This window comes from Mycobacterium sp. PDNC021, from assembly GCF_048282635.1.
Taxonomy (GTDB): Bacteria; Actinomycetota; Actinomycetes; order Mycobacteriales; family Mycobacteriaceae; genus Mycobacterium; species Mycobacterium llatzerense.
On record NZ_CP182502.1, the window covers coordinates 181,685 to 206,908 of the forward strand.

Annotated in this window: 23 protein-coding genes and 1 tRNA gene; 11 read left to right on the top strand and 13 right to left on the bottom strand. The window is 66.3% G+C overall.

Going from position 1 to position 25,224, the window contains the following annotated elements; genetic code table 11:
- Positions 1 to 123: 123 nt before the first annotated feature.
- Complete coding sequence (locus tag ACNO8X_RS00950; protein ID WP_418003765.1) at positions 124 to 3,087, top strand: heterodisulfide reductase-related iron-sulfur binding cluster; 2,964 nt, start codon at positions 124 to 126, stop codon at positions 3,085 to 3,087.
- Between the two features lie 115 nt (positions 3,088 to 3,202).
- Positions 3,203 to 4,486: a pyridoxal phosphate-dependent aminotransferase gene (locus ACNO8X_RS00955; RefSeq protein WP_418003766.1), complete on the top strand. Its 1,284-nt coding sequence runs from the start codon at positions 3,203 to 3,205 to the stop codon at positions 4,484 to 4,486.
- A 55-nt stretch (positions 4,487 to 4,541) separates the two neighbouring features.
- Here the strand turns inward: ACNO8X_RS00955 and ACNO8X_RS00960 are convergent, their stop codons facing one another.
- Positions 4,542 to 5,168 (bottom strand): TetR/AcrR family transcriptional regulator, encoded by a 627-nt coding sequence (locus ACNO8X_RS00960; protein ID WP_418003767.1) that lies wholly within the window; start codon positions 5,166 to 5,168, stop codon positions 4,542 to 4,544.
- Between the two features lie 36 nt (positions 5,169 to 5,204).
- Here ACNO8X_RS00960 and ACNO8X_RS00965 point away from each other — a divergent pair, with 36 nt between their 5' ends.
- Together ACNO8X_RS00965 and ACNO8X_RS00970 are read left to right on the top strand one after the other, a co-directional pair.
- Entirely contained in the window at positions 5,205 to 5,669 is a 465-nt protein-coding gene (locus ACNO8X_RS00965) for an SRPBCC family protein (protein ID WP_418003768.1), read from the top strand.
- Between the two features lie 10 nt (positions 5,670 to 5,679).
- Positions 5,680 to 6,906 (top strand): YibE/F family protein, encoded by a 1,227-nt coding sequence (locus ACNO8X_RS00970; RefSeq protein WP_418003769.1) that lies wholly within the window; start codon positions 5,680 to 5,682, stop codon positions 6,904 to 6,906.
- Between the two features lie 115 nt (positions 6,907 to 7,021).
- Here the strand turns inward: ACNO8X_RS00970 and ACNO8X_RS00975 are convergent, their stop codons facing one another.
- From ACNO8X_RS00975 to ACNO8X_RS01000, 6 genes are all read right to left on the bottom strand, one after another.
- Complete coding sequence (locus ACNO8X_RS00975) at positions 7,022 to 7,384, bottom strand: nuclear transport factor 2 family protein (RefSeq protein WP_043390162.1); 363 nt, start codon at positions 7,382 to 7,384, stop codon at positions 7,022 to 7,024.
- Between the two features lie 25 nt (positions 7,385 to 7,409).
- Positions 7,410 to 8,159, bottom strand: coding sequence for a maleylpyruvate isomerase family mycothiol-dependent enzyme (locus ACNO8X_RS00980; RefSeq protein ID WP_418003770.1), 750 nt, complete (start codon positions 8,157 to 8,159; stop codon positions 7,410 to 7,412).
- Position 8,160: 1 nt separating this feature from the next.
- Positions 8,161 to 9,474 (bottom strand): cytochrome P450, encoded by a 1,314-nt coding sequence (locus tag ACNO8X_RS00985; RefSeq protein ID WP_418003771.1) that lies wholly within the window; start codon positions 9,472 to 9,474, stop codon positions 8,161 to 8,163.
- 54 nt (positions 9,475 to 9,528) lie between these two features.
- Positions 9,529 to 10,857 (bottom strand): UDP-glucose dehydrogenase family protein, encoded by a 1,329-nt coding sequence (locus ACNO8X_RS00990; protein WP_418003772.1) that lies wholly within the window; start codon positions 10,855 to 10,857, stop codon positions 9,529 to 9,531.
- Between the two features lie 70 nt (positions 10,858 to 10,927).
- Positions 10,928 to 12,454, bottom strand: a complete 1,527-nt coding sequence (locus ACNO8X_RS00995; protein WP_418006067.1) for a hypothetical protein — start codon at positions 12,452 to 12,454, stop codon at positions 10,928 to 10,930.
- Positions 12,455 to 12,701: 247 nt separating this feature from the next.
- On the bottom strand, positions 12,702 to 14,012 hold the full coding sequence (locus ACNO8X_RS01000; RefSeq protein ID WP_418003773.1) for an ammonium transporter: 1,311 nt from the start codon (positions 14,010 to 14,012) through the stop codon (positions 12,702 to 12,704).
- A gap of 197 nt (positions 14,013 to 14,209) precedes the next feature.
- Here ACNO8X_RS01000 and ACNO8X_RS01005 point away from each other — a divergent pair, with 197 nt between their 5' ends.
- Complete coding sequence (locus ACNO8X_RS01005; protein ID WP_418003774.1) at positions 14,210 to 15,013, top strand: superoxide dismutase family protein; 804 nt, start codon at positions 14,210 to 14,212, stop codon at positions 15,011 to 15,013.
- A gap of 231 nt (positions 15,014 to 15,244) precedes the next feature.
- Here the strand turns inward: ACNO8X_RS01005 and dcd are convergent, their stop codons facing one another.
- Positions 15,245 to 15,814, bottom strand: a complete 570-nt coding sequence (gene dcd, locus ACNO8X_RS01010; RefSeq protein ID WP_043987885.1) for a dCTP deaminase — start codon at positions 15,812 to 15,814, stop codon at positions 15,245 to 15,247.
- Positions 15,815 to 15,861: 47 nt separating this feature from the next.
- Between dcd and ACNO8X_RS01015 the strand changes: the two genes are divergently transcribed.
- A tRNA-Gly gene (locus ACNO8X_RS01015) sits at positions 15,862 to 15,935 on the top strand.
- A gap of 68 nt (positions 15,936 to 16,003) precedes the next feature.
- Here the strand turns inward: ACNO8X_RS01015 and ACNO8X_RS01020 are convergent.
- Complete coding sequence (locus ACNO8X_RS01020) at positions 16,004 to 16,681, bottom strand: hypothetical protein (RefSeq protein ID WP_418003775.1); 678 nt, start codon at positions 16,679 to 16,681, stop codon at positions 16,004 to 16,006.
- 346 nt (positions 16,682 to 17,027) lie between these two features.
- Here ACNO8X_RS01020 and ACNO8X_RS01025 point away from each other — a divergent pair, with 346 nt between their 5' ends.
- Positions 17,028 to 18,491 carry a bifunctional phosphatase PAP2/diacylglycerol kinase family protein gene (locus ACNO8X_RS01025; RefSeq protein ID WP_418003776.1) on the top strand — a complete coding sequence of 488 codons (1,464 nt, stop codon included), beginning with the start codon at positions 17,028 to 17,030 and terminating at the stop codon, positions 18,489 to 18,491.
- On the opposite strand, the gene ACNO8X_RS01030 is transcribed toward ACNO8X_RS01025, so the two are convergent.
- Together ACNO8X_RS01030 and ACNO8X_RS01035 are read right to left on the bottom strand one after the other, a co-directional pair.
- A complete protein-coding gene (locus ACNO8X_RS01030) occupies positions 18,488 to 20,221 on the bottom strand; it encodes an acyl-CoA dehydrogenase family protein (RefSeq protein WP_418003777.1) in 1,734 nt (577 codons plus the stop codon). The genes ACNO8X_RS01025 and ACNO8X_RS01030 overlap by 4 nt on opposite strands.
- Before the next feature lie 116 nt (positions 20,222 to 20,337).
- The gene (locus ACNO8X_RS01035; protein ID WP_418003778.1) at positions 20,338 to 21,510 is read right to left on the bottom strand and encodes an aromatic ring-hydroxylating oxygenase subunit alpha; all 1,173 of its coding nucleotides are present in this window, start codon (positions 21,508 to 21,510) and stop codon (positions 20,338 to 20,340) included.
- Between the two features lie 112 nt (positions 21,511 to 21,622).
- Between ACNO8X_RS01035 and ACNO8X_RS01040 the strand changes: the two genes are divergently transcribed.
- The gene (locus ACNO8X_RS01040) at positions 21,623 to 22,243 is read left to right on the top strand and encodes a TetR/AcrR family transcriptional regulator (protein ID WP_418003779.1); all 621 of its coding nucleotides are present in this window, start codon (positions 21,623 to 21,625) and stop codon (positions 22,241 to 22,243) included.
- 52 nt (positions 22,244 to 22,295) lie between these two features.
- Positions 22,296 to 22,841: a pyridoxamine 5'-phosphate oxidase family protein gene (locus tag ACNO8X_RS01045; RefSeq protein WP_418003780.1), complete on the top strand. Its 546-nt coding sequence runs from the start codon at positions 22,296 to 22,298 to the stop codon at positions 22,839 to 22,841.
- A 22-nt stretch (positions 22,842 to 22,863) separates the two neighbouring features.
- On the opposite strand, the gene ACNO8X_RS01050 is transcribed toward ACNO8X_RS01045, so the two are convergent.
- Positions 22,864 to 23,112: a hypothetical protein gene (locus tag ACNO8X_RS01050; protein WP_043390120.1), complete on the bottom strand. Its 249-nt coding sequence runs from the start codon at positions 23,110 to 23,112 to the stop codon at positions 22,864 to 22,866.
- 62 nt (positions 23,113 to 23,174) lie between these two features.
- On the opposite strand from ACNO8X_RS01050, the gene ACNO8X_RS01055 reads away from it, so the two are divergent.
- Positions 23,175 to 23,732, top strand: a complete 558-nt coding sequence (locus ACNO8X_RS01055; RefSeq protein WP_418003781.1) for a sugar O-acetyltransferase — start codon at positions 23,175 to 23,177, stop codon at positions 23,730 to 23,732.
- Positions 23,733 to 23,739: 7 nt separating this feature from the next.
- Here ACNO8X_RS01055 and ACNO8X_RS01060 read toward each other — a convergent pair whose 3' ends face one another.
- Positions 23,740 to 24,378, bottom strand: coding sequence for an O-methyltransferase (locus ACNO8X_RS01060; RefSeq protein ID WP_418003782.1), 639 nt, complete (start codon positions 24,376 to 24,378; stop codon positions 23,740 to 23,742).
- 62 nt (positions 24,379 to 24,440) lie between these two features.
- Between ACNO8X_RS01060 and ACNO8X_RS01065 the strand changes: the two genes are divergently transcribed.
- Complete coding sequence (locus tag ACNO8X_RS01065) at positions 24,441 to 25,073, top strand: TetR/AcrR family transcriptional regulator (protein ID WP_418003783.1); 633 nt, start codon at positions 24,441 to 24,443, stop codon at positions 25,071 to 25,073.
- Positions 25,074 to 25,224 lie beyond the last annotated feature (151 nt).

The following is a 25,224-nucleotide window of genomic DNA, read 5'->3' on the forward strand; positions in this document are numbered from 1 at the left end:
GGACAGCCTTGCTAGCGTGCGTTCTGCCCAGGATGCGACTATGAGCAGGCATCTAGCTTAAGTTACCGATGAGTAACTCCGACTAACCAACCAGTCGGTAGCTACATAACTGGGAGAGGCGCGGTGGAGAATCTCGAACACACGCTCGACGTGGCCAGACTGGTCATCGGGCTGTTGGCAACGGTCATCGTCCTGGGGTTCGCCGCCAAGCGCGTCCTGTGGCTGACCAAGCTGATCAGCTCGGGCCAGAAGCTCGGCGACGAACGTGGCCGCAAGGACGATCTCGTCCGCCGGTTCCTCAACCAGAACAAGGAAGTCTTCGCCCAGTCGAAGCTCCTGAAATGGTCGATCCCCGGCATTGCGCACTTCTTCACCATGTGGGGCTTCTTCGTCCTGGCGTCGGTCTACCTGGAAGCCTATGGCGTCCTGTTCGATCCGAAGTTCGCCATCCCATTCGTCGGGCACTGGGCCGTCCTGGGCTTCCTGCAGGACTTCTTCGCCCTGGCCGTGCTGGCCGGCATCATCGTCTTCGCGATCATCCGGTTGACCAAGAACCCCGACAACATCGGTCGTGAGTCCCGGTTCTACGGATCCCACAACGGTGGCGCGTGGGAGATCCTCATCATGATCTTCCTGGTCATCCTGACCTACGCGATCTTCCGCGGTGCCGCCGTCAACGTCCTCGGTGAGCACTTCCCGTACCAGAACGGCGCGTTCTTCTCCGACGGCATGGCCGCCCTGCTGGCCCCGCTGGGCCACACCGCCAACGTCTGGATCGAAACCATCGCACTGATGGGCCACATCGGCGTCATGCTGGTGTTCCTGCTGATCGTGCTGCACTCCAAGCACCTGCACATCGGTCTGGCCCCGATCAACGTCACCTTCAAGCGCCTGCCCGACGGCCTCGGCCCGCTGCTGCCCATGGAGTACAAGGGCGAGAACATCGACTTCGACGATCCCGCCGAGGACGCAGTGTTCGGCCGCGGCAAGATCGAGGACTTCACCTGGAAGGGCAACCTCGACTTCTCCACCTGTACCGAGTGCGGTCGTTGCCAGTCGCAGTGCCCGGCGTGGAACACCGGAAAGCCGTTGTCCCCCAAGCTCGTCATCATGAACCTGCGCGACCACCTGTTCGCCAAGGCGCCGTACATCATCGAGGGCAAGCAGATTCCCGAAGAGGGCTCGGTCGACTTCGCCGCGCTGGGCGACAGCCTGCACGGCCACGGCGTCCCCGAGGACGGCTTCGCCCGCATCGAAGGTTCGGGCCCCGAGCAGGCGCTGCGCCCGCTGGTCGGCACTGCTGAGCAGGGCGGCGTCATCGACCCCGACGTGCTGTGGTCCTGCACCAACTGTGGCGCCTGCGTCGAGCAGTGCCCGGTGGACATCGAGCACATCGACCACATCGTCGACATGCGCCGCTACCAGGTCATGGTCGAGTCCGAGTTCCCCGGCGAGCTGGGTGTGCTGTTCAAGAACCTGGAACTCAAGGGCAACCCCTGGGGCCAGAACACCAAGGAACGCACCACCTGGATCGACGAGCTGGACTTCGACATCCCGGTCTACGGCCAGGACGTGGAGAGCTTCGACGGCTTCGAGTACCTCTTCTGGGTCGGCTGCGCCGGCGCCTACGAGGACCGCGCCAAGAAGACCACCAAGGCCGTCGCCGAACTGCTCGCCACCGCGGGCGTGAAGTTCCTGGTGCTGGGCACCGGCGAGACCTGTACCGGTGACTCGGCCCGCCGCGCCGGTAACGAGTTCCTGTTCCAGCAGCTCGCCGCGCAGAACGTCGAGACCATCAACGAGCTGTTCGAGGGCGTCGACCCGGCCAAGCGCAAGATCGTCGTCACCTGCCCGCACTGCTTCAACACCATCGGTCGCGAGTACCCGCAGCTGGGCGCCAACTACACCGTCGTGCACCACACGCAGCTGCTGAACCGCCTGGTGCGGGACAAGAAGCTGATCCCGGTGTCGTCGACCAGCCAAGAGGTCACGTACCACGACCCCTGCTTCCTCGGTCGCCACAACAAGGAGTACGAGGCCCCGCGTGAGCTGGTCGGTGCTGCCGGCGCGAAGCTCACCGAAATGCCTCGCCACGCCGACCGCGGCCTCTGCTGTGGTGCCGGTGGTGCCCGCATGTGGATGGAAGAGCACATCGGCAAGCGCATCAACACCGAGCGCGCCGAAGAGGCCGTCGACACCGGCGCCTCGGCGATCGCGACCGGCTGCCCGTTCTGCCGCGTGATGATGAGCGACGGCGTCGACGACGTCGCCGCGACCCGCAGCATCGACAAGACCGAGGTGCTCGACGTCGCTCAGCTGCTGCTGAACTCGCTGGACACCAGCAAGGTGACGCTGCCCGAGAAGGGCACGGCGGCAAAGGCTTCCGCTGCGCTGGCGGAGAAGAAGGCCAAGGAAGTCCCGAAGCCTGCTCCGGCTCCGGAGCCTGTCGCTGAAGCCGCTCCCGCGGCCGAGGCACCTGCCGCCCCGGCCGCCGGTGGCGCAGCCGCCAAGCCGGTGACCGGTCTCGGCATGGCCGCCAAACGTCCGGGCGCGAAGAAGGCTGCCGCTCCGGCCGCTGAAGCGCCGGCCGCGGCCGCCGCCCCGGCCGCCGGCCTGGGTCTGGCTGCCGGCGCCAAGCGTCCGGGTGCCAAGAAGGCTGCTGCCCCCGCTGCTGAGGCCGCCGCTCCGGCAGCTGCCCCTGCTGCTGCGGCCAACGGTCTGGGTCTGGCTGCCGGCGCCAAGCGTCCGGGTGCCAAGAAGGCTGCCGCTCCGGCTGCAGCTGCTGCCCCGGCTGCTGAGGCGGCTCCCGCTGCCGAGGCTCCCGCCGCACCGGCCGCTCCTGCGGCTCCGGTCGTCGGGCTGGGTCTGGCTGCGGGCGCGAAGCGTCCGGGTGCCAAGAAGGCTGCCGCTCCGGCAGCAGCTCCGGCAGCAGCTCCGGCTGCCCCGGCGGCTGCTGAGCCGGCATCGACCGCCACCGAGCCTGCCTCGACTGCGGTCGAACCGGCCCCGGCGGCCGAGGCCAAGCCGGAACCGCCGGTCGTCGGACTGGGCATGAAGCCGGGCGCACGGCGCCCCGGTAAGCGGTAACGCGAAGTACACCGCAATGGCCAGCTACGACCCGCCTCCAGGAGCGTCGTAGCTGGCCATTGGCATATGTGGCCCAGATCGCAGATGGGCAAAAGAATTCGACACCGATGAGAGCATGGAAACCGTGACCACCCACCAGGTACCCGCTGACCGCACATGGCATAGCGGCCACCCTCGTAACCAGCGGACGTTTGCGCAGTCGACCAAGCTGCAGGACGTCCTCTACGAGATCCGTGGCCCGGTACACGAGCAGGCCTCCCGGCTCGAGGCCGAGGGCCACCGGATCCTCAAGCTCAACATCGGTAACCCGGCGCCATTCGGCTTCGAGGCGCCGGACGTGATCATGCGCGACATGATCGCCGCCCTCCCCCACGCCCAGGGCTACTCCGACTCCAAGGGCATCGTGTCCGCGCGCCGCGCGGTGGTCACGCGCTACGAACTGGTCGAGGGCTTCCCCCGGTTCGACGTCGACGACGTCTTCCTCGGCAACGGTGTCTCCGAGCTCATCACCATGACGCTGCAGGCGCTGCTCGACAACGGCGACCAGGTGCTGATCCCGGCCCCGGACTACCCGCTGTGGACCGCGTCGACGGCGCTGGCCGGCGGCACCCCGGTGCACTATCTGTGCGACGAGACGCAGGGCTGGAACCCCGACATCGCCGACCTGGAATCGAAGATCACCGACCGCACCAAGGCGATCGTCGTGATCAACCCGAACAACCCCACCGGCGCGGTGTACAGCCGCGAGACGCTGGAGTCGATCGCGAACCTCGCCCGCAAGCACCAGCTGCTGCTGCTGGCCGACGAGATCTACGACAAGATCCTCTACGACGAGGCCAAGCACATCCCGATGGCGTCGATCGCGCCGGACATGCTGTGCCTGACGTTCAACGGTCTGTCCAAGGCCTACCGCGTCGCGGGCTACCGCTCCGGCTGGCTGGCGATCACCGGCCCCAAGGAGCACGCGTCCAGCTTCCTCGAGGGCATCAGCCTGCTGTCGAACATGCGACTGTGCCCGAATGTGCCTGCGCAGCATGCCATTCAGGTCGCACTCGGTGGACACCAGAGCATCGAGGACCTGATCCTGCCCGGCGGCCGACTGCTCGAGCAGCGCGACGTCGCGTGGAACAAGCTGAACGAGATTCCCGGCGTCTCCTGCGTCAAGCCCGAAGGCGCGCTGTACGCGTTCCCCCGGCTGGACCCCGAGGTGCACGAGATCCGGGACGACGAACAGCTGGTCCTCGACCTGCTGCTGCAGGAGAAGATCCTGCTCACCCAGGGCACCGGATTCAATTGGCCCACACCGGATCACCTGCGCATCGTGACGCTGCCGTGGGCCCGGGACCTGTCCAACGCCATCGAGCGGCTGGGCAACTTCCTGGCGAGCTACCGCCAGTAATCTCTCGCGATTTCGGCGTGATTCGTAGCGGTGAGCGCTACGAATCACGCCGAAATCACTGTTCGAGACCGGCGATGAAGGTCCGCAGCAGCGCGGCGAGGGTGTTCTCGAGTTCGGTGCCGGGTTCGGGCTGCCTGTCGGAATCGATTGCGGCCCAACCCCATACCGAACCGACGAAGGCGTGGATCGCCGCCGTGAGCAGCACCAGGCGCTGCCGGTCCAACGACAGCCGGGGCTCGAGGGTCTCGCGCAGCCGGTCTTCGATATCGCGCGCCTGACCACGCACCGCCTCGGCCGCCTCAGGCGTCAGCCGGTTCATCAGCACCGGGGCGGCACTGATCAGGTCGCACAGCACCGGGCGCTGGGCCAGCGTGTGCGCCAAAGCCTTTGCCAGAGTGCGTCGTTCGTCTTGTAGCTGGGCGTGTAGGTCCTCCAGCCAGCCCAGGTGCTCGTGGTACATCACCAAGAGCAGCAAGGCCTCCCGCGAACCCGCGTAACGCAGTACGCCCGACTTGGCCAAGCCGGCCGCGGCCGCGATCTCACCGAGCGTCAGCTCGCTGGCCCGGGTGTCGTCCAACAGTGCGCGGGTCACCTGGGTCAGATGACGCACGCGATCCTCGCGCTGCCGCGGGCTGCGCGCTCGCGCAAAAGGCAGCGCCACTGCGGAATCCGGCGAATCCATTGCTTAATAGAACACCGTTCCGTTAACTTGGTCAACATGACACACCGCTACGAAGTCCTGGTCACCCGGCACACACAGGCCACGCCGAGCACGCTGTTCGACGTGGTGGCGGACGGATCCCGCTGGTCCGAGTGGGCGCGACCGCTGATCAATTACTCCGTCTGGGAGACCCGCGGACCTGCCGACGACGGCGGCGTCGGAGCCATCCGCGCCGTCGGGACGCCGCGTTTTCCCGCCCGGGAGCAGACGACCATCCACGAGCCCGGGCAGCGGCACGGGTACACCATCATCTCGAAAACCCCGGTTCGGAACTACCAGGCGCAGGTCACTTTCACCCCCGAGCAGGACGGCACCCGCATCGACTGGCACGGGACGTTCGAAAGCCGTTGGCGCGTCATCGGTCTGGGCTACCGCGCTGTCGTGAAGTACGTGCTGACGACGCTGGCCACCAAATTGGTGATCGAAGCCGAGCGACGGGAAGCTCTCAGGCCGACCCCCTAGGCTGGCTCGGGTGGCGCACTCCCATTCCCACTCGCACAGTTCCGGCCCGGCGCCGTTGAGTCCCCTGGCGGCGAAGATCGTCGTCGGGCTGCTGGCGGTGATCGGGTTGGCCACCGTGATCGGCGCTGTGCTGCTGTGGCCGCACGGCAAAGCCGTCGACATCCCGCTACCGTTCCAGAACGCCCACGGCGGCGCCGTCAGCACCGAGGGCGGGCACGTCGCGTCGACGAGCATGAACAACTGCGGCAGCCCGTCGGTCGGCGCCGTCCTGACCTCGGCTCCGGTCACCGCACCACCCGGCGCGGGGAGCTGCGTGCAGGCGTTGATCGGCATCGAATCCGGGCCGAACTCCGGCGCCAACACGCTGCTCGAGTTCAGCACCGGCCCCGGCCAGCCGCATCTCGCCGCCGGTGACCACATCCGGGTGACGCGACAGGTCGACGACTCCGGCACCACCACCTACGCCTTCTTCGACTTCGAGCGCACCTGGCCACTCACCGCGCTGGCTGCCGTCTTCGCGGTGGTGGTCGTCGCGGTGGCCCGCTGGCGCGGACTGCGTGCCCTGGTCGGTATCGCCGTCGCGTTCGTCGTGCTGACGGTGTTCCTGCTACCGGCGCTGCGCGACGGCGGCCCGGCCATCCCAGTCGCTCTCGTCGCCTCGTCGGTGATCCTGTACGCGGTGATCTACCTGGCGCACGGCGTCAGCCTGCGCACCAGCGCTGCGCTGCTCGGCACGTTGAGCGCGCTGCTGCTGTCCGCGGTGTTGTCCTGGGGAGCAATCGAATTGGCGCACCTCACCGGGTTGTCCGAGGATCAGAACAACGAGATCGCGGCCTACATGGGGTCGGTGTCGATCACCGGGCTGCTGCTGGCCGGGTTCATCATCGGCTCGCTGGGTGTGCTCAACGACGTCACGGTCACGCAGGCGTCGACGGCCTTCGAGCTGGCCGAGCACGGCGCCTCGCGACGGGCCATCTTCACCGGCGCCATGCGCGTGGGACGCGACCACATCGCCAGCACCGTCTACACGCTGGTGCTGGCGTACGCCGGCAGCGCGCTCCCGCTGCTGCTGTTGTTCAGTGTGGCCAACCGGTCGCTCGGCGACGTGCTGACCAGCGAGAGCGTGGCCATCGAGATCGCCCGGTCAGCGGTCGGCGGCATCGCGCTGGCGTTGTCGGTTCCGCTGACCACCGCGATCGCCGCGGTGCTGGCTACCCCGCGGCCCGCTACGGATTGACCCGGTTCCCTTCACATGTTCGATCTGGACCCGTCAACTTTCCTTGACGTCAAGGAAAGTTGACGGGTCCAGATCGCAAGTGCCAAAGGAGAGCCGACACGCCCGACTGCGGCAACTACACCGCGTCCGACTCAATGAGCTCCGTCGCCGCCAGTGCCGACGCCAGGTCATCGTGCCGGAATGCCGAGGTGACGTGGTCGTGGACCACGCGGAACGCCGTCGCAGCCTGACGGTCGGCGCCGGCACCGGTGATGGTCTGCTCAGCCACCACGACGCCGTCGTGCACGAACAGCCGACCGACCGTCGACTTCTCATCGAGGTCAGTTGCCCAGGCCCGCAACGCATTCCGCCCCTGAGTTGCCCCGCTGGGGTCCCCGATCTCGATGTCGCCGCTGGACAGCTTGTCCAGGGTGTCCAGGTCCCTGTCGTTGAGGGCGTCGATCCAGGCCAGGACCGTCGCGATCTCGGAAGTCGTCATGGGTGAAACGCTACCCCCGCACGTGTCAGAAAGCCGAGTGATCCACCCAGCGCTGCCACACAGCCGCGTCGCCGATCACTTCCAGGCCGGCTTCCTCGACCGTCTGCCTACGGTTGACCGCCAGTAGCAACCCGGACGCCGGACCACGCACTGCCGCATCACCTTTGGCGTGCTGGTGCGACCAACCCAAGCCATCCTCGTCGTTGACCACCAGCCATTCGCCGGTCGGGCCCAGCTCGGATTCGGCGGCATGCAGATGCAGCGACCGACCGCGCTCCAGCGGCGGATCGGCCGCGGGGGCCATCAGCGCCACGCGCTCCAGTGTCTCGGTCACCCCGTCGGCCGCGAGCTCCGGATCGAGTACGAACGGAAGGCCCAGCGCCAGAACAGCATCGGCGCGGTGCACGGTCTGCTCGTGCAGCCGACGCCGGATCCACCACCCCGCAGGCTTCGGCCCGACGAACGTCCACACCTTGGCGTCCGACCCGACGTGCTCGACGGCGTCGATGAGGGCCTGCGCGCCGGCGTTCAGCCAGTCGATGGCGCCGTCGAGATCCTCGGGCGGCTTCCCGTCGCGCACGTCGCGGGGATCGAGTGGCTCCTTCATGTGATCGGCGACGATCTGCGCGCACCAACGGTTACCGCGTCCGACGTGCTTGAACAACTGCTTGAGCGTCCACCCCGGACAGGTGGCCACCTCGGTGGTGAGATCAGCAGTGCGAATGATTTCGCCGAAAGCGGCAGTTTCCTCGATCAGGGCTGTGCGGAAGGCCATTTCACGACGGTACCGCTGCACGCGCCTGCCCGAGTGCGATCGGCAATGCCGCCCAACCGCGGAGCACTCGGGTGTCGCGCCGGGTACCGGGACCCGCGAGTTGCGCGTCGGGGAACCGTTCGAAGAACGTCCGCAGGCCCACTTCTCCCTCGGACCGGGCCAGCGCCGCGCCGAGGCAGAAGTGCCGTCCGCCGGAGAACGAATGGTGCTTGCCCGCGTTGTCGCGGGTGACGTCGAAGCGGTGCGGATCGGGAAAGACCGCCGGGTCGCGGTTGGCTCCGGCGAGGTAGACGATGACGGGTTCGCCGGCCAGCACGGCGTAGCCGGCGATGTTGGCGTCGACCTTGGCGATGCGGGCGGACATCTGCACCGGTGACTCCAGCCGCAGAATCTCTTCGACGGCTCCCGGCCACAGGTCGGGTTGTGCCATCAGCAGCGCCAGTTGGTCGGGGTGTTGCAGCAGCAGCCGAATACCGTTGCCCAGCAGGTTCACCGTGGTCTCGAAGCCGGCCGCCAGCACGAGCCCGGCGGTGGCCCGCAGCTCTTCGTCGTTGAGCCGAGCGCCGCCGTCGCTCGCGGCAATGAGCTGGCTCATGAGGTCGTCGCCGGGGTTGGCCCGCAGCGCGCGCAGGTGGTCGCTCAGCCAGGTGTTGAACCCGTCCAGACCGCCTTCCACGCTGAGGTACTGCTGCCAGGTCAGCCCGATGTCGAGGCTCGGCGCGGCCAGCTCGCCGAATTCGAGGATGTGCGACCGGTCATGCTCGGGCACCCCGAGGATGTCCGCGATCACCGTGACCGGCAGCTGCGAGCAGTAGCTCTGCACGACGTCAACGGTGGCACCCGCCGCCAGCTCGTCGATGAGCACGGTCGCGGCTTGCTGCACACGTTCTCGCAGCGCCGCGACGGCCCGCGTCGTGAACACCGCTGAGACGGTCTTGCGGTAGCGCGTGTGCTGCTCTCCGTCGACCGACAGCAGCGACGGCGGCAACAACGGATGCAACCGGCCCTTGACGGTGGTCTTGCCCTCCAGCCAGCCCAGTGGGCCGGGCAGGGTGCCGCCGATCTGCGTGACGGTGAAGTCCTCCGAACGCAGAATCTGGTGCACCAGAGCATGATCCGCGGTGATCCACGCCGCTCGACCGCGGTACATGCGCCCGTGGCTGCGCAGCTCGTCGGCGAAGGCACCGGGGTCGGCGCGGACCGTCGGGTCCGCGATCATCCGGCCCTGCAGTTCGCCGTGCTTCGCCGCGTAGCCGGCGAGCTGACGGATGACCGCATGCAGCGCGAACCAGTTGAGACGTTGCCTCAGCGTCATGCAGCCGAGCTTAGGCACGCCGGGCGGGGTCGGGCTACATACCGCAGTAGGAAATCAGGCCGTCAGATTGCGGCCCAGCGCGTGCATCCGCCAGCCCGCGCCCTGCCACTTCGCGACGTCGAGGCAATTGCGGCCGTCGACAATCACTTTCGCGCGGACCGTGCCGGCCAGCTGCTCGGGATGCAGGTCCAGGAACTCCTGCCACTCGGTCAGGACCAGCACGGCGTCGGCGCGGTCGCAGGCCTCGAGGACGGAGGTGGAGTAGTTCAGCGTCGGGAAGACCCGGCGGGAGTTGTCCATGGCCTTGGGGTCGTAGATGTTGACGGCCGCGCCGTTGAGCTGCAGCATCCCGGCCACGTTCAGGGCGGGCGAATCGCGCACGTCGTCGGACTCGGGCTTGAACGCCGCGCCCAGCACCGCGATGTTGGCGCCCAGCAGCGTGCCGCGACACGCCTTGGTGGTCAGTTCCACCATGCGGGTGCGCCGGCGCATGTTGATGCTGTCCACCTCGCGCAGGAAGGTCAGCGCGGGGTCGGCGCCCAGCTCACCGGCCCGGGCCATGAAGGCACGGATGTCCTTGGGCAGGCAGCCACCACCAAAACCCAAGCCGGCGTTGAGGAATCGCCGCCCGATGCGAGGGTCGTGGCCCAGCGCGTCGGCCAATACGGTGACGTCGGCGTTGGTCGCTTCGCACACCTCAGCGATGGCGTTGATGAACGAAATCTTGGTGGCCAGAAAGGCATTCGCGGAGACCTTGACCAGTTCCGCGGTCTGCAGGTCGGTGAGCAGGAACGGCACGCCCCGTTCCAGGATGCGCGCATACAGTTCACGGACCGCCGCTTCGGCGCGCTGCGAATCCGCTTGCACGCCAAGCACGATGCGGTCCGGGTGCAGGGTGTCCTTGACGGCGAAGCCTTCGCGCAGGAACTCCGGGTTCCACGCCACCTCGACGTCGACGCCCACCGGCGCCAGCTCACGGGCCCGGGCCACGAGGTCGGCGGCGGTGCCGACCGGAACCGTGGACTTGCCGACGATCACCGCGGATCGGCGCAGCCGCGGCACCAGGGTGTCGATGACGGAGTGCACGTGCCGCAGGTCGGCGGCGTACTCCCCCTTCTTCTGCGGGGTGCCCACGCCGAGGAAATGCACATCGCCGAACTCGGCGGCTTCGTCGTAGTCGGTAGTGAACTGCAGCCGCCCGGCTTCGATGTTGTCACGCAGCATCTTTCGCAGCCCGGGCTCGTAGAACGGGATGTCACCGGCGGCCAGCTTCGCAATCTTGCCGGGGTCGATGTCGATACCCAGGACCTCATGACCCAGCTCCGCCATGCCTGCGGCGTGCGTCGCGCCCAGATAGCCAGTACCGAACACGGTGCATCTCATACTGCCTTGATAGGCAGCCCCGATGAGCGCGTCGCTACGCGACACTGAGCGTCAGGCCAACGGCAGGTGACTACTTCGGGGCGCAGAAAATCAGGAAGCAAGTCTGCTTGGGCTGCTTTGGCTTCCGGTCGCTGTCACCGGGGTACTGGTTTCCGGGGTACCCGTTCGAGCCGCCTGGGTATTGGTTACCGGGGTAACCGTTGCCCGGGTACTGGTTACCGGGGTAGCCATTGCCGGGGTAGTTGCCCGGGTAGCCGTCGTCGTCGTGGCCACGGCCGCCGCGACTCGGGTAGTCCGGGTAGTTGTTGCCCGGATCGACCCACTGAGGCTGGCGCTGCCGCGGAGCCCACGGGTTCCAGGCCGGCGGCTGCGGACCGGGGATTGCGATGACCGGGGGCGGCAGGACTGCGGGGACCGGGTCGGGCACGGCGGCCGGCGGCGGCACCACGGGAGCGGCCGGCACGTCAGGCATCGACACCGGGACGGGAGCGGGCGCCGGAGCTTCGGGCGCCGGTACGTGCACCTGGGGCGCGGATTCCTTGACCACCTGCGGCGCTTCGACATGCCGCGGCGCCGGGGCGACCACTTCGGGCGCCGGTTCGGGGACCGCGGCGGGCGCGGGCGGCGGGACCGCGGCCGGCGGCGGCACGGGTGCGACGACCGGAGCACTGGGCACGATCGCGGCCTGCGCGGGCGCGGGCCGTTGATCGACCGTCGGGCGGATACTCACCGCCAGCGAAATGGCAAGAGCCACAACACCGACCACGAAGATCGAGGTGAGCGCGCTACCAACGAGCAGGAAGGGCTTGCGGCCCTGGTCGACGACCACGGGGGCGTCGCCCAGCTCGTCGAAACCGAACTCGTCGGCGGTCAGCAGCGGAGCCGCGAGCGGAGCTGCGGCAATAGCGCCACCCGGCGCGGCCGAGTAGGCCAGACCCGCGGTGGCGGCGTCGAACATCGGCGCGTTGGCCGAGGCGAGGGCGGCGCCGCGTGCCAGCGCCAGGTCTGCGTCGCCGGGGGCGTTCACGGGGATGTCGAGCAGCTCGGCCAGGTGCGCCTGCACGGCGGTGACGTCGACACCGGCGCCGACGACGAACATGCCCTGCGGCGACGAGTCCGCACTGGCGACGGCGGCGGCCATATCGCCGAGCACGGCCATCGCGTCGGTGCTGTGCAGGCTGCGGCTCAGCACCTTGGAGATGGAACCGTCGGGATCGACGACCGACATGGTCGCGGTGTCGCGGTCGACGAACAGCAGACCGGTGCTCGAGTAGCCGACAGCCTGCCCCGCGGCCTGCGCCAGAGAGCCGGCCGCGTGCAGCTCGGAAACCATCATGACGTCCTTGACGCCGGCGGCGTCCAACGCGTCGCGCAACCGCGCGGCAGCGTCGTGGTCACTCCAGGCGACACCCACCGACTTCAGGTGGTGACCACCCTCGGCGGCACTCTCCCGGGTACCCAGGATGGCGCTGACAACCTGCTCGACGGGCGTTGCTGAACCGTCCGCCGTCTGTGTTTCGAAAATATCGTGGTCGACGATTTCACCGTCGGCCTTATCGCCCTCAACCAGCGCCATACGCACCGTCGTTGGCGTCATAGACACGCCCAAAACGATGTCCACTGACCCTCCAATAGTGTTCGCTACGCTATCTAGGCCGACACCGAGGATCCCCTGCCGCGCAGGCCACAACTAGAAACTTCATCGTGGCGAACGGCGGAGTCGTTACCGCTTCCCGCAGCTCACCGAGCCTGATGAAGTTCTTGCCGCGGCGCTGGCTGACCGAGTCCCGCCAATGCCGGTGGTTCAACCCTACCCGCGTTTGGCGTAGATGACCTAAGCAGTTTTAGGCGTCTTCGGCGTCCGGGCGGGGCTGCCTCAGCAGATCGGTGAGCGAGCTGGAACCGGACGGTCGGCGGGTGCCAAGGTGGCCGTGCACGCCCTCGGCGTAGGCGGTTTCGGCGTGCTGGGTGAAGTCGACGCCGGCGGTTTCGTCTTCGGCGCTGACCCGGAAACCCATCACCTTGTCGATGATCTTGCCGAGCACGAACGTCGCCGTGAAGGCGTACGCCGCGACGACGGCCATGGCCAGCAGCTGCTTACCCAGCTGTGCGAAACCGCCGCCGTAGAAGAGGCCGCGGGCGCCGCCGGTCATGACGTCGGTGGCCAGCAAGCCGATCAGCACGACGCCGACGACACCGCCGACGAAGTGCACGCCGACGACGTCGAGGGAGTCGTCGTAGTTGAGCTTGAACTTGAGGCCGACCGCGAACGAGCAGATGACTCCGGCCAGCAGCCCGACGATCAGCGCGCCGAGCGTATTGACCGTGCCGCACGACGGGGTGATCGCGACCAGGCCGGCGACCACGCCGGACGCGGCGCCGAACGTCGTCGGCTTGCCGTCACGCACCTGCTCGACGGTGAGCCACCCCAGCATGCCGAGACAGCCTGCGACCAGGGTGTTGAGGAAGATCGCGGCGGCGGTGCCGTTGGCGGCCAGCGCCGAGCCGGCGTTGAAACCGAACCAGCCGAACCACAGCAGACCGACGCCGAGCAGCACGAACGGCAGGTTGTGGGGACGCATGGAGTCCTGTTTGAAGCCGATGCGCGGGCCCAGCACGATCGCCAGTGCGAGCGCCGAGGCACCCGACGCGATCTCGACGACCAGGCCGCCCGCGTAGTCCAGCGCGCCCATCTTGGCGAGCCAGCCGTCCGGGCCCCAGACCCAGTGCGCGATGACGCTGTAGACGACGATCGCCCAGACCGGGACGAAGACCATCCACGCCGAGAACTTGGCCCGGTCGGCGATGGCGCCGCTGATCAGGGCGGCAGTGATGATCGCGAACGTCAGCTGGAAGGTGGCGAACAACAGCTCCGGGACGGCGCCGTGGTTCGTGCTCGGGCCGATGCCGAGCATGCCGAAGTGTTCGAGGTTGCCGAGGAAACCGTCGCCCTCCGAGAAGGCCAGTGTGTATCCCAGCAGCAGCCATGCGACCGTGACCAGCGGGATCGAGATGAAGCTCATCATGATCATGTTGAGCACGCCGGTCGTACGGACCATGCCGCCGTAGAAGATGGCCAGGCCCGGGGTCATCAACAGGACCAGGGCGGTGCTGGCGAGCAGCCAGGCGGTGGCGGCGGGATCGATGCCTTGCACGTGGGTCTCCTTCGACAATCTTGACGAGGATGTATCGGCAGAGTTTCCGGCACGCGGCGACTGCGTTTCCGACGTGTTACACCAGCCTCACATGGGGCTTTCGAGTGGCGCCTCGGCGGAGGTTGTAGTAGCTCTGGCTCGGTTTCGCGTGAAACATCGTGCGGTTAGACAGTGGTCATTCCGGGTATTCGGCCCTGATGTTGAATCGCGCAACTGCAGCTGCTGCTCTGCTCACCGCGCCGGTCTTTGTGCTGGCGGGCTGCACTTCCGGCCAGACGTCGAAGCCGTCGACCTCCGCGCCGCCCACCACCTGGACCCAGGCGAATCCGTCAGCACTGAACGTCGTGCTGAAGACGTCCGACGGCAGACCAGTCGCCAATGCCGCCATCGACTTTTCTGACGGCTACGCCACGGTGACCGTGGAGACCACCGGCGGCGGCATCCTCGCCCCCGGCAGCCACGGCATGCACATCCATTCCGTGGGCAGGTGCGAGGGAGACTTCGCATCCGCCGGTGGCCATCTGCAGGTCGCCGGGCATACCGGACATCCCGCCAGCGGTGATCTGACGCCGCTGAACATCCGCGGCGACGGCAGCGGGAAGGTCGTTGCGACGACCGACGCGTTCACCGAGGCGGCCTTGAAGGGGCCGGAGGGCAGCGCGCTGATCATCCATCAGGGACCGGACAACTTCGCCAACATTCCGCCGCGGTACACGCATGGCGGGGTTCCTGGCCCAGACGCCGAGACTCTGGCAACGGGTGACGCCGGCGGGCGGGTGGCGTGTGCGGTGCTGGCTCCGGCTGGTTCTTCTTCGGCGTCTCCGTCGACCGAAACGGTCACCGAGACGACGCATGTGCCGGTGGCGCCGCCGGCTACTCATACGACCACTACTACTTCGTCTTCCACGAACACCACGACTACTTCGACGGTGCCGACTACTTCGATGACGACGGTGCCCACCAGCCCGGTCGGGCCGACGAGCCCGATGCCGGGTGGCTGAGCTTGGGGCTGCGTTGGCCCTGAGGTGAGGGTGCAAAAGTGCGAGTAAGCCGCGCCCTGGTTACAGGGTCAACCTCGGCAAGGAGCCCGCGGGCGTTGACTCTGCGCCTACGGCGAGAAATGCCGAGTAACGAGCGCCCTCAACACGGCCTCAGTGGCCAGGCTGAGTTGACTGCGAATCTACGCAGTTCGCCACTCGCACAAGTCCTGCGTCAGTTCGCAGTCAAAGGGGCTAGGGCTTGGAGAAGTTGAGGTACGACCGCGAGGGGGTCGGCCCGCGCTGGCCCTGGTACTTGGAGCCGACCTTGTCGCTGCCGTACGGGTGCTCGGCCGGGCTGGTCAGGCGGAGCAGGCACAGCTGCCCGATCTTCATGCCGGGCCACAGGGTGATCGGCAGGTTGGCGACGTTCGACAGCTCGAGCGTGATGTGCCCCGAGAAGCCCGGGTCGATGAAACCGGCGGTGGAGTGAGTCAGCAGGCCCAGCCGGCCCAATGAGCTCTTGCCCTCGAGGCGGCCCGCCAGATCGTCTGGGAGCGTGCAGGTTTCGAGCGTCGAGCCCAGCACGAATTCGCCCGGGTGCAGGACGAAGGGTTCGCCTTCGTCGGGCTCGACCAGAGTGGTCAGCTCGTCCTGCTGCTGCGCCGGGTCGATGTGCGTGTAGCGGGTGTTGTTGAAGACCCGGAACAGGCTGTCCAGCCGGACGTCGACGCTGGAGGGCTGCACCATGGCGTCATCGAACGGGTCGATGCCGAGGCGTCCAGCAGCAATTTCGGCCCGGAGATCGCGGTCGGAGAGGAGCACCCGACGAGACTATCGGCCAGCTTGATATCCTGCGTCAGCACCACCGTGCCGATGTAGTTCAATGGCAGAACATCAGCTTCCCAAGCTGAATACGCGGGTTCGATTCCCGTCATCGGCTCCACGTCACCAGGGCGGCACCGCGCAGGCGAAGCTCCCGTGCGATCGCTCGGCGGTGGTCAACACCGCCTTCTACCTCTTGCCGACCTTGGCCAAGACCTGGGCCAATTCCTCCGCGAAAGAGGCAGGTTTGGGCATCCGCTCGATGCCGGAGTCCGTGGACAGCTTCTTCAGCAATTCCTCCGAGGCTGACGTAGCCTCCGGCTCAGTCAGCAGCCGCTTGTTCTGCAGTGCCCGCCACTGTGCGTTCATCGTCTTGACCGTGGCGATGCAGGCGCTAGCCGCCTCTACGTATGACTCGATTTCCGACGGCGTGGGCATCGCCGCGGTCGTCGTGTAGAGCGTCTGGGCTGCGCCCTCAATGCAGGTGATGAAGACATCGAGAGCGGCCTGAAGATAGCTGCACAGTTTTGACGCGTTACACAACGCCGTCCCGGCTTGTAGCGCGACCGTCCACCAGCCGTCATAGTCCACGCGGGTCGGGCCGTAGACGGTGGCCGAACCGCCAGGCGCTTCCAGCAGCGCCCCTCCGTTGGACCGGCCGCTTATCACTTTGCCCACCAAGGACTGTCCTGAATCCCCTTGCGTTGGTTGGGGGGTCAATCCGATCGGGGTCAGCGCGACCACCCATTTGTCGTTGAGGTTGGTGACCGAGCCCGAGGATGGACACCAACTGACATCGCCGCCCAGTTTCTTGACGCAGACCTCGGAATGGGCCATACCGCACACGCCGCTGCTGACTACCAGCATCGCCACGAATACTGCCGTTGAGACCGACCTAGCAATCATGATTTGCCTTTCTCAAGCGAACCACCACGCGTGCGAAAAGCGTACTTCCAACGAGGGCCACTCCGGCGCTGATCTGCACTTTTTCTGGTATCCACGGACGAAACAAAGGTGACCCAAGGTCTCAGGACGCCACATCCGGCGGCAAATTGTCTGATCCGTAAGCGAACTACTTGAGCAGTCAGTCCGTGAGGTCACCGCGTTGTCCCGCGGCGGACGACCAGCGGGCCGACGGCCACGCGCCAGATAAAGATGAGGCCATCGGCTCGACGAAGATTGAATTCCCGCCACAACGGATACTTTGGGCTCCATGGACCTGCACGCGATCGGTAGAGGCCTCGGGACGTTGGACCGTGAGGTCTTCGAGGCGGTAGCCGAGTCACCGAGCCCTCTTCTCGACAACGTGATGCCCCGGCTGACCAGGGCCGCAGACCATTCCAAGCTGTGGTTCGCCATCGCTGCCGCCCTCGGCGCGGTCGGCACCGCATCGGTACGGCGCGGAGCCGCACGCGGCGTCGTCAGCCTCGCGGTCGCCAGCTTGGTGACCAACCAGCTGGCCAAGCGGATCTGGCGCCGGCCGCGGCCGGACCACAGCCGGATTCCCCTCGCACGCCGCAGTCGACGCATGCCGACCTCGCACTCCCTGCCGTCGGGCCACTCCGCCAGCGCCGCGGCGTTCGCGGTGGGTGTCGGACTGGAGTCCCCGACGGCGGGCCTGCCGCTGGCGCTGCTCGCCGGCCTGGTCGGGTTGTCGCGGGTCGCCACCGGTGCGCATTATCCCGGGGACGTGTTCGCCGGATTCGGCGTCGGCGCCGCGATCGCGGTCCTCGGCGCCCGCGTCGTCCCCACCATCCCCGCGGCCACCCTGCCGCGCTCCGAACCGCTGCGATACCCGACCGAGCCCCGACCCGACGGCGCCGGCGTCGCGCTCGTCATCAACCCGGCTTCCGGCGACGGGACAGGCAAACGAATCATCGACGAAGCCCGAAAAGCCTTGCCGGGCATGGAGATCATCGAACTCAGCGATGACGATGACATCGAAACCGTGCTGCGGGAAACAGCGGCACGTACGGAGGTGCTCGCCATCGGTGGCGGCGACGGGACGGTGGCGTGCGCGGCGGGCATCGCGGTCGAGGCCAACGTCCCACTCGCAGTGTTCCCGGGCGGGACGTTCAACCATTTCGCCAAGGACATTGGCTGCGATTCAGTGGCCCGGACCGTCCAGGCGATCACCGAAGGCACCGCGGCCTACGTCGACCTGGTGTGCCTCAATGACGAACGCATGGTGATCAACACCGCCAGCATCGGCGCCTACCCGAAGTACGTCCGGACGCGCGAGAAGCTGGAGCGCCGGATGGGCAAGCCGCTGGCCGGGCTGTGCGCGCTCTATCTGACGCTGCGCCGGGAAGCCCCGGTCCGAATCAGCTACGACGACAAGACACTTGAGACGGAACTCTTCTTCCTCGGCAATTCGAAGTACTTCCCGTCCGGATTCGCCCCGTCGCAGCGACCACGCCTCGACGACGGGCTGATCGACGTACGGATCCTCGAGACCGGGCGGCGGTTCGGCCGGCTGCGCATCGCAACGTCCGTGGCGTTGGGCCGACTGGAACGCAGCCCGCTGTACCACGAGCTGCAGGTGCCCGAGTTCCGGTTCGTCGCCGTCGACGGACCCACGACCGTCGCGCACGACGGCGAGGTGGGCGAGAAGCTCAGCGAGGCGAAGTTCAGTGTGCGGTACCGGGCGCTGCCGGTGTTTCGTCCCCTGACCTAAGGCCGCATCTCGTACGCACCGTCGTAGGCCGCGACCTGTTCCCACACCCGATCGAAACGCGCCGCGTCGGCGACGGGCTTGCGGATCGCGGACAGCGCCCACTCCTGTTGCGCCACCGTCGAGCTCGGCTTGCCGTGCAGCGCAACCGCATACGACGAGAAGTCGCGGATCTGGAAGTCGAAGATCTGGTCCACCAGGTCACGGTCGAGTCCGGTCAGTTCGGCCTGCTCGAGAATCAACTGCCCGTAGACGACCAGCGTGAACAAGTGCCCGACAACCAGGACGAAGTCGAGGTCGCGCTGTTGGTCGGCATCGGGTGCCGCCGTCGCCAACAAGTTCTTGAACGCCAGCACCTGTTCGTAGAAACGCTCCACATTCGGCACCGAGAGGTTCCGCTCGTACACCGACGCCCAATCCGCGAACTGCACCTTGGACGCGCCGCGCGCCGGACCCTGCGCCCAGAAGAACACGTCGTCGGCCGCGTCGTCGCGGGTGCCGATCTGCGGGTAGCTGCCCGGGTTGAACATGTAGTTCGGCATGAACTTCAGGATCTGCGCGACGTTCACGTGCACCGTGCCTTCCAGCCGGGGCAGGGCGCCGATCAGGCGGTTCACCTCGTTGAAGTAGGTGTTCTTCTCAAATCCTTTGGCGGCCAGCACATCCCATAGCAGGGTGATCACTCGCTCGCCCTCGGAGGTGACCTTGGACTTGGTGACGGGATTGAACAGCAGGTAGCGGCGGTCCTCGATGCCGGCACTGCGGAAGTAGTCGATGGCGCGATCACTGAACAGCTTCATGGCGATCAACCGGGCATAGACGTCGACGAATGACGCACGCACATGCGGGAAGTCGGTGACCGGGTTGCCGTAGAGGATTCGGTTGTTCGCGTGCGTGATCGCCTCATAGAAGGCGTGCTCGCACATCCCGATCGACCCGCTGCACAGATTGAACTTGCCGACGTTGACGGTGTTCAGCGCCGCCGAGAACGCCTCCGGCCCGGTGCACAGGATGTCCTCCTCATGCACCGGATAGTCGTTGAGCCGGAACGTGCTGACGTACATCTGGCCGTGCACCACGTTGTCGATCAGCTCGTAGTTCTCATGGCCGCTGTCGGCGACGAACCAGACGTAGCCGTCGGGTCCGTCGACGTCGGTGCGGCGCGAGAACACCGACACCATGCCGGCCACGTTGCCGTTGCCGATGTAGTACTTCTCCCCCGAGGCCCGGAACACCACGCCCTCGTCCGTCGTCGGCGTCAGCAGCAGGTCGGTGTTGTAGATGTCGGCGCCGTGCTCGCGCTCGGACAACGCGAACGCCATGACGCCACCCGCCTCGAGCTGGGCGGCGGCCCGCTCCTTGGCCTTGATGTTGTCGCTCTGCCAGATCGGACCGAGGCCGAGGATGGTGACCTGCTCGGCGTACCAGTACGCCAGCCCGTAGAAGCCGAGGATCTCGCTCAGCACAGCATTGCGCGAGGTGTCCCAGCGCTTGTTCGGATCGCCGTCGGCGAACTCCGACGGTGTCAGGAACGTCGCAAAAACCTTCTCCCGCTTGATGAAATCGAGAAAATCGGTCACCCAGCTCGCCGCCAGGTCGTCCTGCAGCAACCGCACCTTGCCGCGATCTTCGAACCACTCGATCAGCGCACGCAACTGGCGCCGCGTCTCCGGATCGAGACGTTGAGGGTCGAAATCGTTCGGGTTGAGCAGCAGTCCGCGGGCATTCGGCATGGGGCGCACCTTCTTCGGTCCGGATTTGGCACCGAATCTAGCCCTCGGACGACCGCGAGACGGCGGATTCCGATTGGTCGGCGCAGACATCGTCCCAACGAGCGAGGGTCGCGTCCTTATTGGAGCGCTACGCCGAGCTCCTGGGCGAACACCCTGATCATGTGTTGCACGCCAATCTCGTTGCGGCCGATGATCATGTGGTCGTGCTGGCCGTGCCTGACACCTTCCCCGCACTGGGGCAACATGGCGAAGTCCTCATCGACGACCGCGGCGTGGACGTTGTCGTACACCTGGTCGTAGACCGCACGCATCTCGTCATCAGTGGCCGGCACGCGCCCCATCCAGCTGTGGCGCACCGAGCATCGGGTTGGCTCCCCAGCGGGCAGGATGTCGATGATCTCGACACCGATCGGGCTGTTGGCCAGGATCAGATTGGGATAGATCCAGTAGATGACGCCCATGTTCTGGTGCGGGTCCCAGGAGCCGGACGGGTCGTCAGCGAGATTGGCGACCCAGTTGAAGGGAAAGCCGATCCGGTGGTGCTTGCCGTACTCGTCATACACCCCGGTGTTGGGCAGGGTGTTCTGGCCAATCACGCTCTCGCCGTGGACGAATGGGAAGTGGTACCCCTCGGCGAATGCTTCGAGGGCTCCCTTCCACGACACTTGCGACTGGAACTCCTTCTCGGTGTGATACCCGTACGCGGCGTAGTTCATCAGCTCGAGTTCTGGACCGATGGGCCCGAGGTGGCTGTCGACGTCGATGGCGGCGCCGGCGGTCAGGACGGCCCAGATGAAGCCGTGGCGCTCCTCATTCGGCAGCTCAACGAGTCCGTAGTCGGCCTTGTCCATCGAATCGAAACCCGCCTTGCCGGGAACGGTGAAAAGTTCGCCGGTGTTCTTGTAGCTCCACGCGTGGTACGGGCAGGTGAACCGGGCGGCATTACCTGCGCCGCAGGCCGGCTTCGCGCCGCGATGGCGGCAGTAGTTGAGGAACACGTGACTGACACCGTCGCGATCGCGGGTCACCAGTAGCGAATCACCCAGCACCGAACGCACGACGTAGTCATTGGCGTTGGGGATCTGGGCCGACGGCACGATCGCCAGCGGTACGCGGCGCAGCACCTGCGACTCCTCGATCTCAGTGATCTTCGGATCCCGGTAGTAGTGCAACGGCACCCGCAGTTCGCGGTCGGCCATATCCGTCGTCTTGTCGACGGCATGGCGCAAGGCACGCCTCGTCAGTGCTTCGTCCTGATTGCTGACCGGTCCTTCGGCGATCGCCGTCATGGCTGACCTCAATTCACATTGGCGGATTACTCGGACCATACATCAGAGCAACTATGTATGGTCAAGAGTGGATGAGGTCCGCCGGAGAGCAGCGAGATGGAAGTATGCGGTGATGCGCAGACACGGCTGGTCTGGTGACATCCCCGTCGACGACGACGAGGCGGTGCGCCGCATCGTCAGCGCGGCCCGCTCGTCGATCGACGCACATGGTTCGGTGAGCGTGTCTGATGTAGCCACCGAACTCGGGATCACCCGACAGACCGTGTATCGCTATTTCCCCACCCTCGACGCGCTGATGACCGGCACCGCGTTGTCGGCAGTCGAAGGCTTTCTGGACCGCTTGGCCGAAGACCTGCAATCGATCACCGACCCCACCGAGGCCGTGATCGAAGGCATCGCGTACACATTGGAACAACTCCCCAACGATCGCCATCTGAGCTTGGTCATGCACCCCGGCAAGGCGAGCGCTTTCGCCGCCGGCGTCACCTCCGAAACGTCAATTTCGTTCGGTCGCTCGATCCTCGAGCGCTTTCAGGTCGATTGGCCCGCAGCCGGTTTCAGCGGTAGGCAACTCGACGAGCTGGTCGAGTTCATGCTGCGGACACTGCAGTCGTTCATCTTGGATCCCGGCGGCCCCGAGCGGCACGGCGAGGAACTACGCGCCTTCCTCCGTCGCTGGGTCGCACCGGCAGTCCAGATGCATCACGACTCAGTCGCCAACACAGCTCCATAGCGCGCTCGAAACTCTGTCGACCAATTCCACTCCGGCGTGCAACCATGCCTCTATGGGCAAGCAGTTCCCGGAGATCACTGACAGATTCAGCACCTTCATTGCCGCGCAGAGCATGTACTTCGTGGCGACGGCGGCGAGCGACGGCCGGGTGAACCTCTCGCCGAAGGGCCTGGACTCGCTCCGGGTGCTCGGGCCGAATCGGGTGTCCTGGCTGAACCTGACCGGCAGCGGCAATGAGACGTCGGCGCACCTGCTCGACAACCCGCGGATGACGCTGATGTTCTGCTCGTTCGACCGCGAGCCCCTGATCCTGCGGCTGTATGGCACCGCTCGCGAAGTCCAGCCCAAAGACCCCGACTGGGACGAGCTCTACCGCGAGTTCCCGCCCCACGTCAGTGCCCGCCAGATTTATGACATGACCGTGGACCTCGTCCAGACCTCGTGCGGCTTCGGCGTGCCGCTCATGTCGGTCGAATCCGAGCGCGCCCTGCTCGACACCTGGGCCGAGAAGAAAGGCCCGGAGGGCGTCGCCGAGTACTGGCAGCAGAAGAACCTGTCGAGCATCGACGGGATGCCGACGAAGCTGGCTGTGGATTGACCAGCGGCGCTGAAGGTTTCAGCTACGCGACCATGACGTCGACCGACAGCCGCTCCCCAAGGGCGTAAACGGTCGGCCAGTCCTGACTCTGCGCGGCCGTTTCCAGCGCGTCGATCAGCGGGCTCTCCACGCCCAACTCGGCGAGCCACGTCGACACCGTCGCCGCGATCTGCTCGCCGGGCACCTCTTCGGCGCGCCGGCCATGCAGACGGTCGACCACCACGAAGGTCGGCGCTGCGGAGCGCCGGCGGCGGAAGTCGATGATGCTCATACCAATTGAACGAAGCGGCCGTCCAAAAGGTTCACCGCGGCCGAAGCACCTAACGTGGTTCTATGGATCGTTCGATGCGCGACCGCATGCTCGCTGGTGACCTCTACATTGCCGACGACCCTGAACTGACCCGCGACTCACAACGCGCGCAGCAGCTCACTCACCGGATCAACGCCCTCGATCCCACCGGCCTCGAGGAACGAAACCGCCTGCTTCGGGAACTCCTCGGCGCATTCGGCGAGAGCAGCGAGATCCGTCCGCCGCTGCAGTGCGACTACGGATACCAAACCACCATCGGCGCGCGCACTTTCGCGAACTTCGGCCTCATCCTGCTCGACGTCGCCACGATCAGCATCGGTGACGACGTCCAGATCGGCCCCAATGTGCAGCTGTTGACGGCCACCCACCCGTTGGAGCCGGGCGCGCGCCGAGACAAGTGGGAAGCAGCCGAACCGATCAGGATCGGCGACAACGTGTGGCTGGGCGGCGGCGTCATCGTGTGCCCGGGCGTCACCATCGGCGCCGACACCGTCGTGGGAGCCGGCTCGGTGGTCACTGGCGACCTGCCACCTCGCGTCCTGGCGGTCGGCTCGCCGGCGCGGGTGATCCGAGAGTTGTAGGTCGGGACTACACCCGAACGGTCAATTCCATGCCCTTGTCGAGGGGAATCGGGGCACTGACGTAACCGTTCGCCGGCGCGTTGACGTAGTCGAGGTAGACGTGCTCCGGGTCGAGCCTGACGTTGTCGCCGAGAATCAGCGCGCCGGGCGCCAACACCGGCTCCAGGATCTTCAACACCGGCAAGTCCAGATCGGGCCAGCCGTCGAGAAGCACGAATTGCACTGGGCCCGTGACGGTCTCGAGGGTCGTGCGGGCGTCTCCTTCCAGAATCGTGATCAAGTCAGCAACTCCCGCCTCGGCGAATGTCGCGCGGGCTGCCGCTATTTTCCGCGAACTCATCTCGGTGGTGATGATCCGCCCGACGCCGTTGTCCCGGACTGCGGCGGCCAGGTGCAGGGTGGAGATGCCATAGGACATCCCGTACTCCACGATGGTCGAGGGCTTCAGTGCACGAATCAGGCTGTAAAGCAGTCGGCCCGAGTCAGGAGCCACCGAAAGGTAGAAGTCCTGGCAAATATCGGCACGTTCTGCAATGGCATAGGCGGTCGGCGAAAGCCCTTGCCGCCGTTGATCGTCCAACTGCGCATCGGCGAACAGGCGATCGATGATCGAGGCGTATTCCGGTCGGTTCAAGGTTGAGGTCATGCGTTTTACAATAGACGCAACGTTGCGTCTAGGCTAGGGCTACGATGGTGTTCAATCGAGCCATGGCAGACGCGCAACCGCATCACGGAAACCGGCACGGTCGCAGTGAAGCTGCGCGGGAAGCCGTACTGCGCGCTGCTGATGACCTACTCGTCGAAAAGGGCTTTTCCGGGGTCACCATCGAAGGCATCGCCAAAGCGGCAGGGGTCGCCAAGCAGACCGTCTATCGCTGGTGGGGCTCCAAGACAGAAGTCCTCATGGACGCATTCCTCGAAGATGCCGCCGCAGCTTTGGAGCCACCCGATACCGGCCGTCTGGACTCCGATCTGCGCGCACATCTGCGCGGTACCGCTCACTTCCTGACCACCGATGACGCGGGCGTCGTCTACCGCGCACTCATCGGCCAAGCCCAACATGATTCGGAATTGGCACAGACATTTCGATCCCGCTACCTCTCCGATCAGCGCACCCGCGACCAGAAACCGTTCCTCCGCGCAATCGAACGCGATGAGCTGCCCCCCGAGACCGACGTGGCCGCGTTGGCCGAGTGGCTCGTCGGCCCGATTCACCATCGCGTGATCGTGACGGGCGAACCGATAGACGACACCTTCCTCGACGCTGTAGTCGACATCGTTCTGACGGTGTCGACATCAAGCCACAAGAAGCTGTCACCCAACCCCGAGCGGGCCCACTAGCGCTCCGCGAGCCGCAGGCCGCCATGCAAGGCAATTTACCGTGGTGTAAATATGTCCCTTGTGACTGAAGATGCCGATGTGGCACAGGCTCGGGCATTGCGCGCGGAGCTACGCAGGCATGCGTGGGACCTGACGTCCAGGCTGTCCCGGG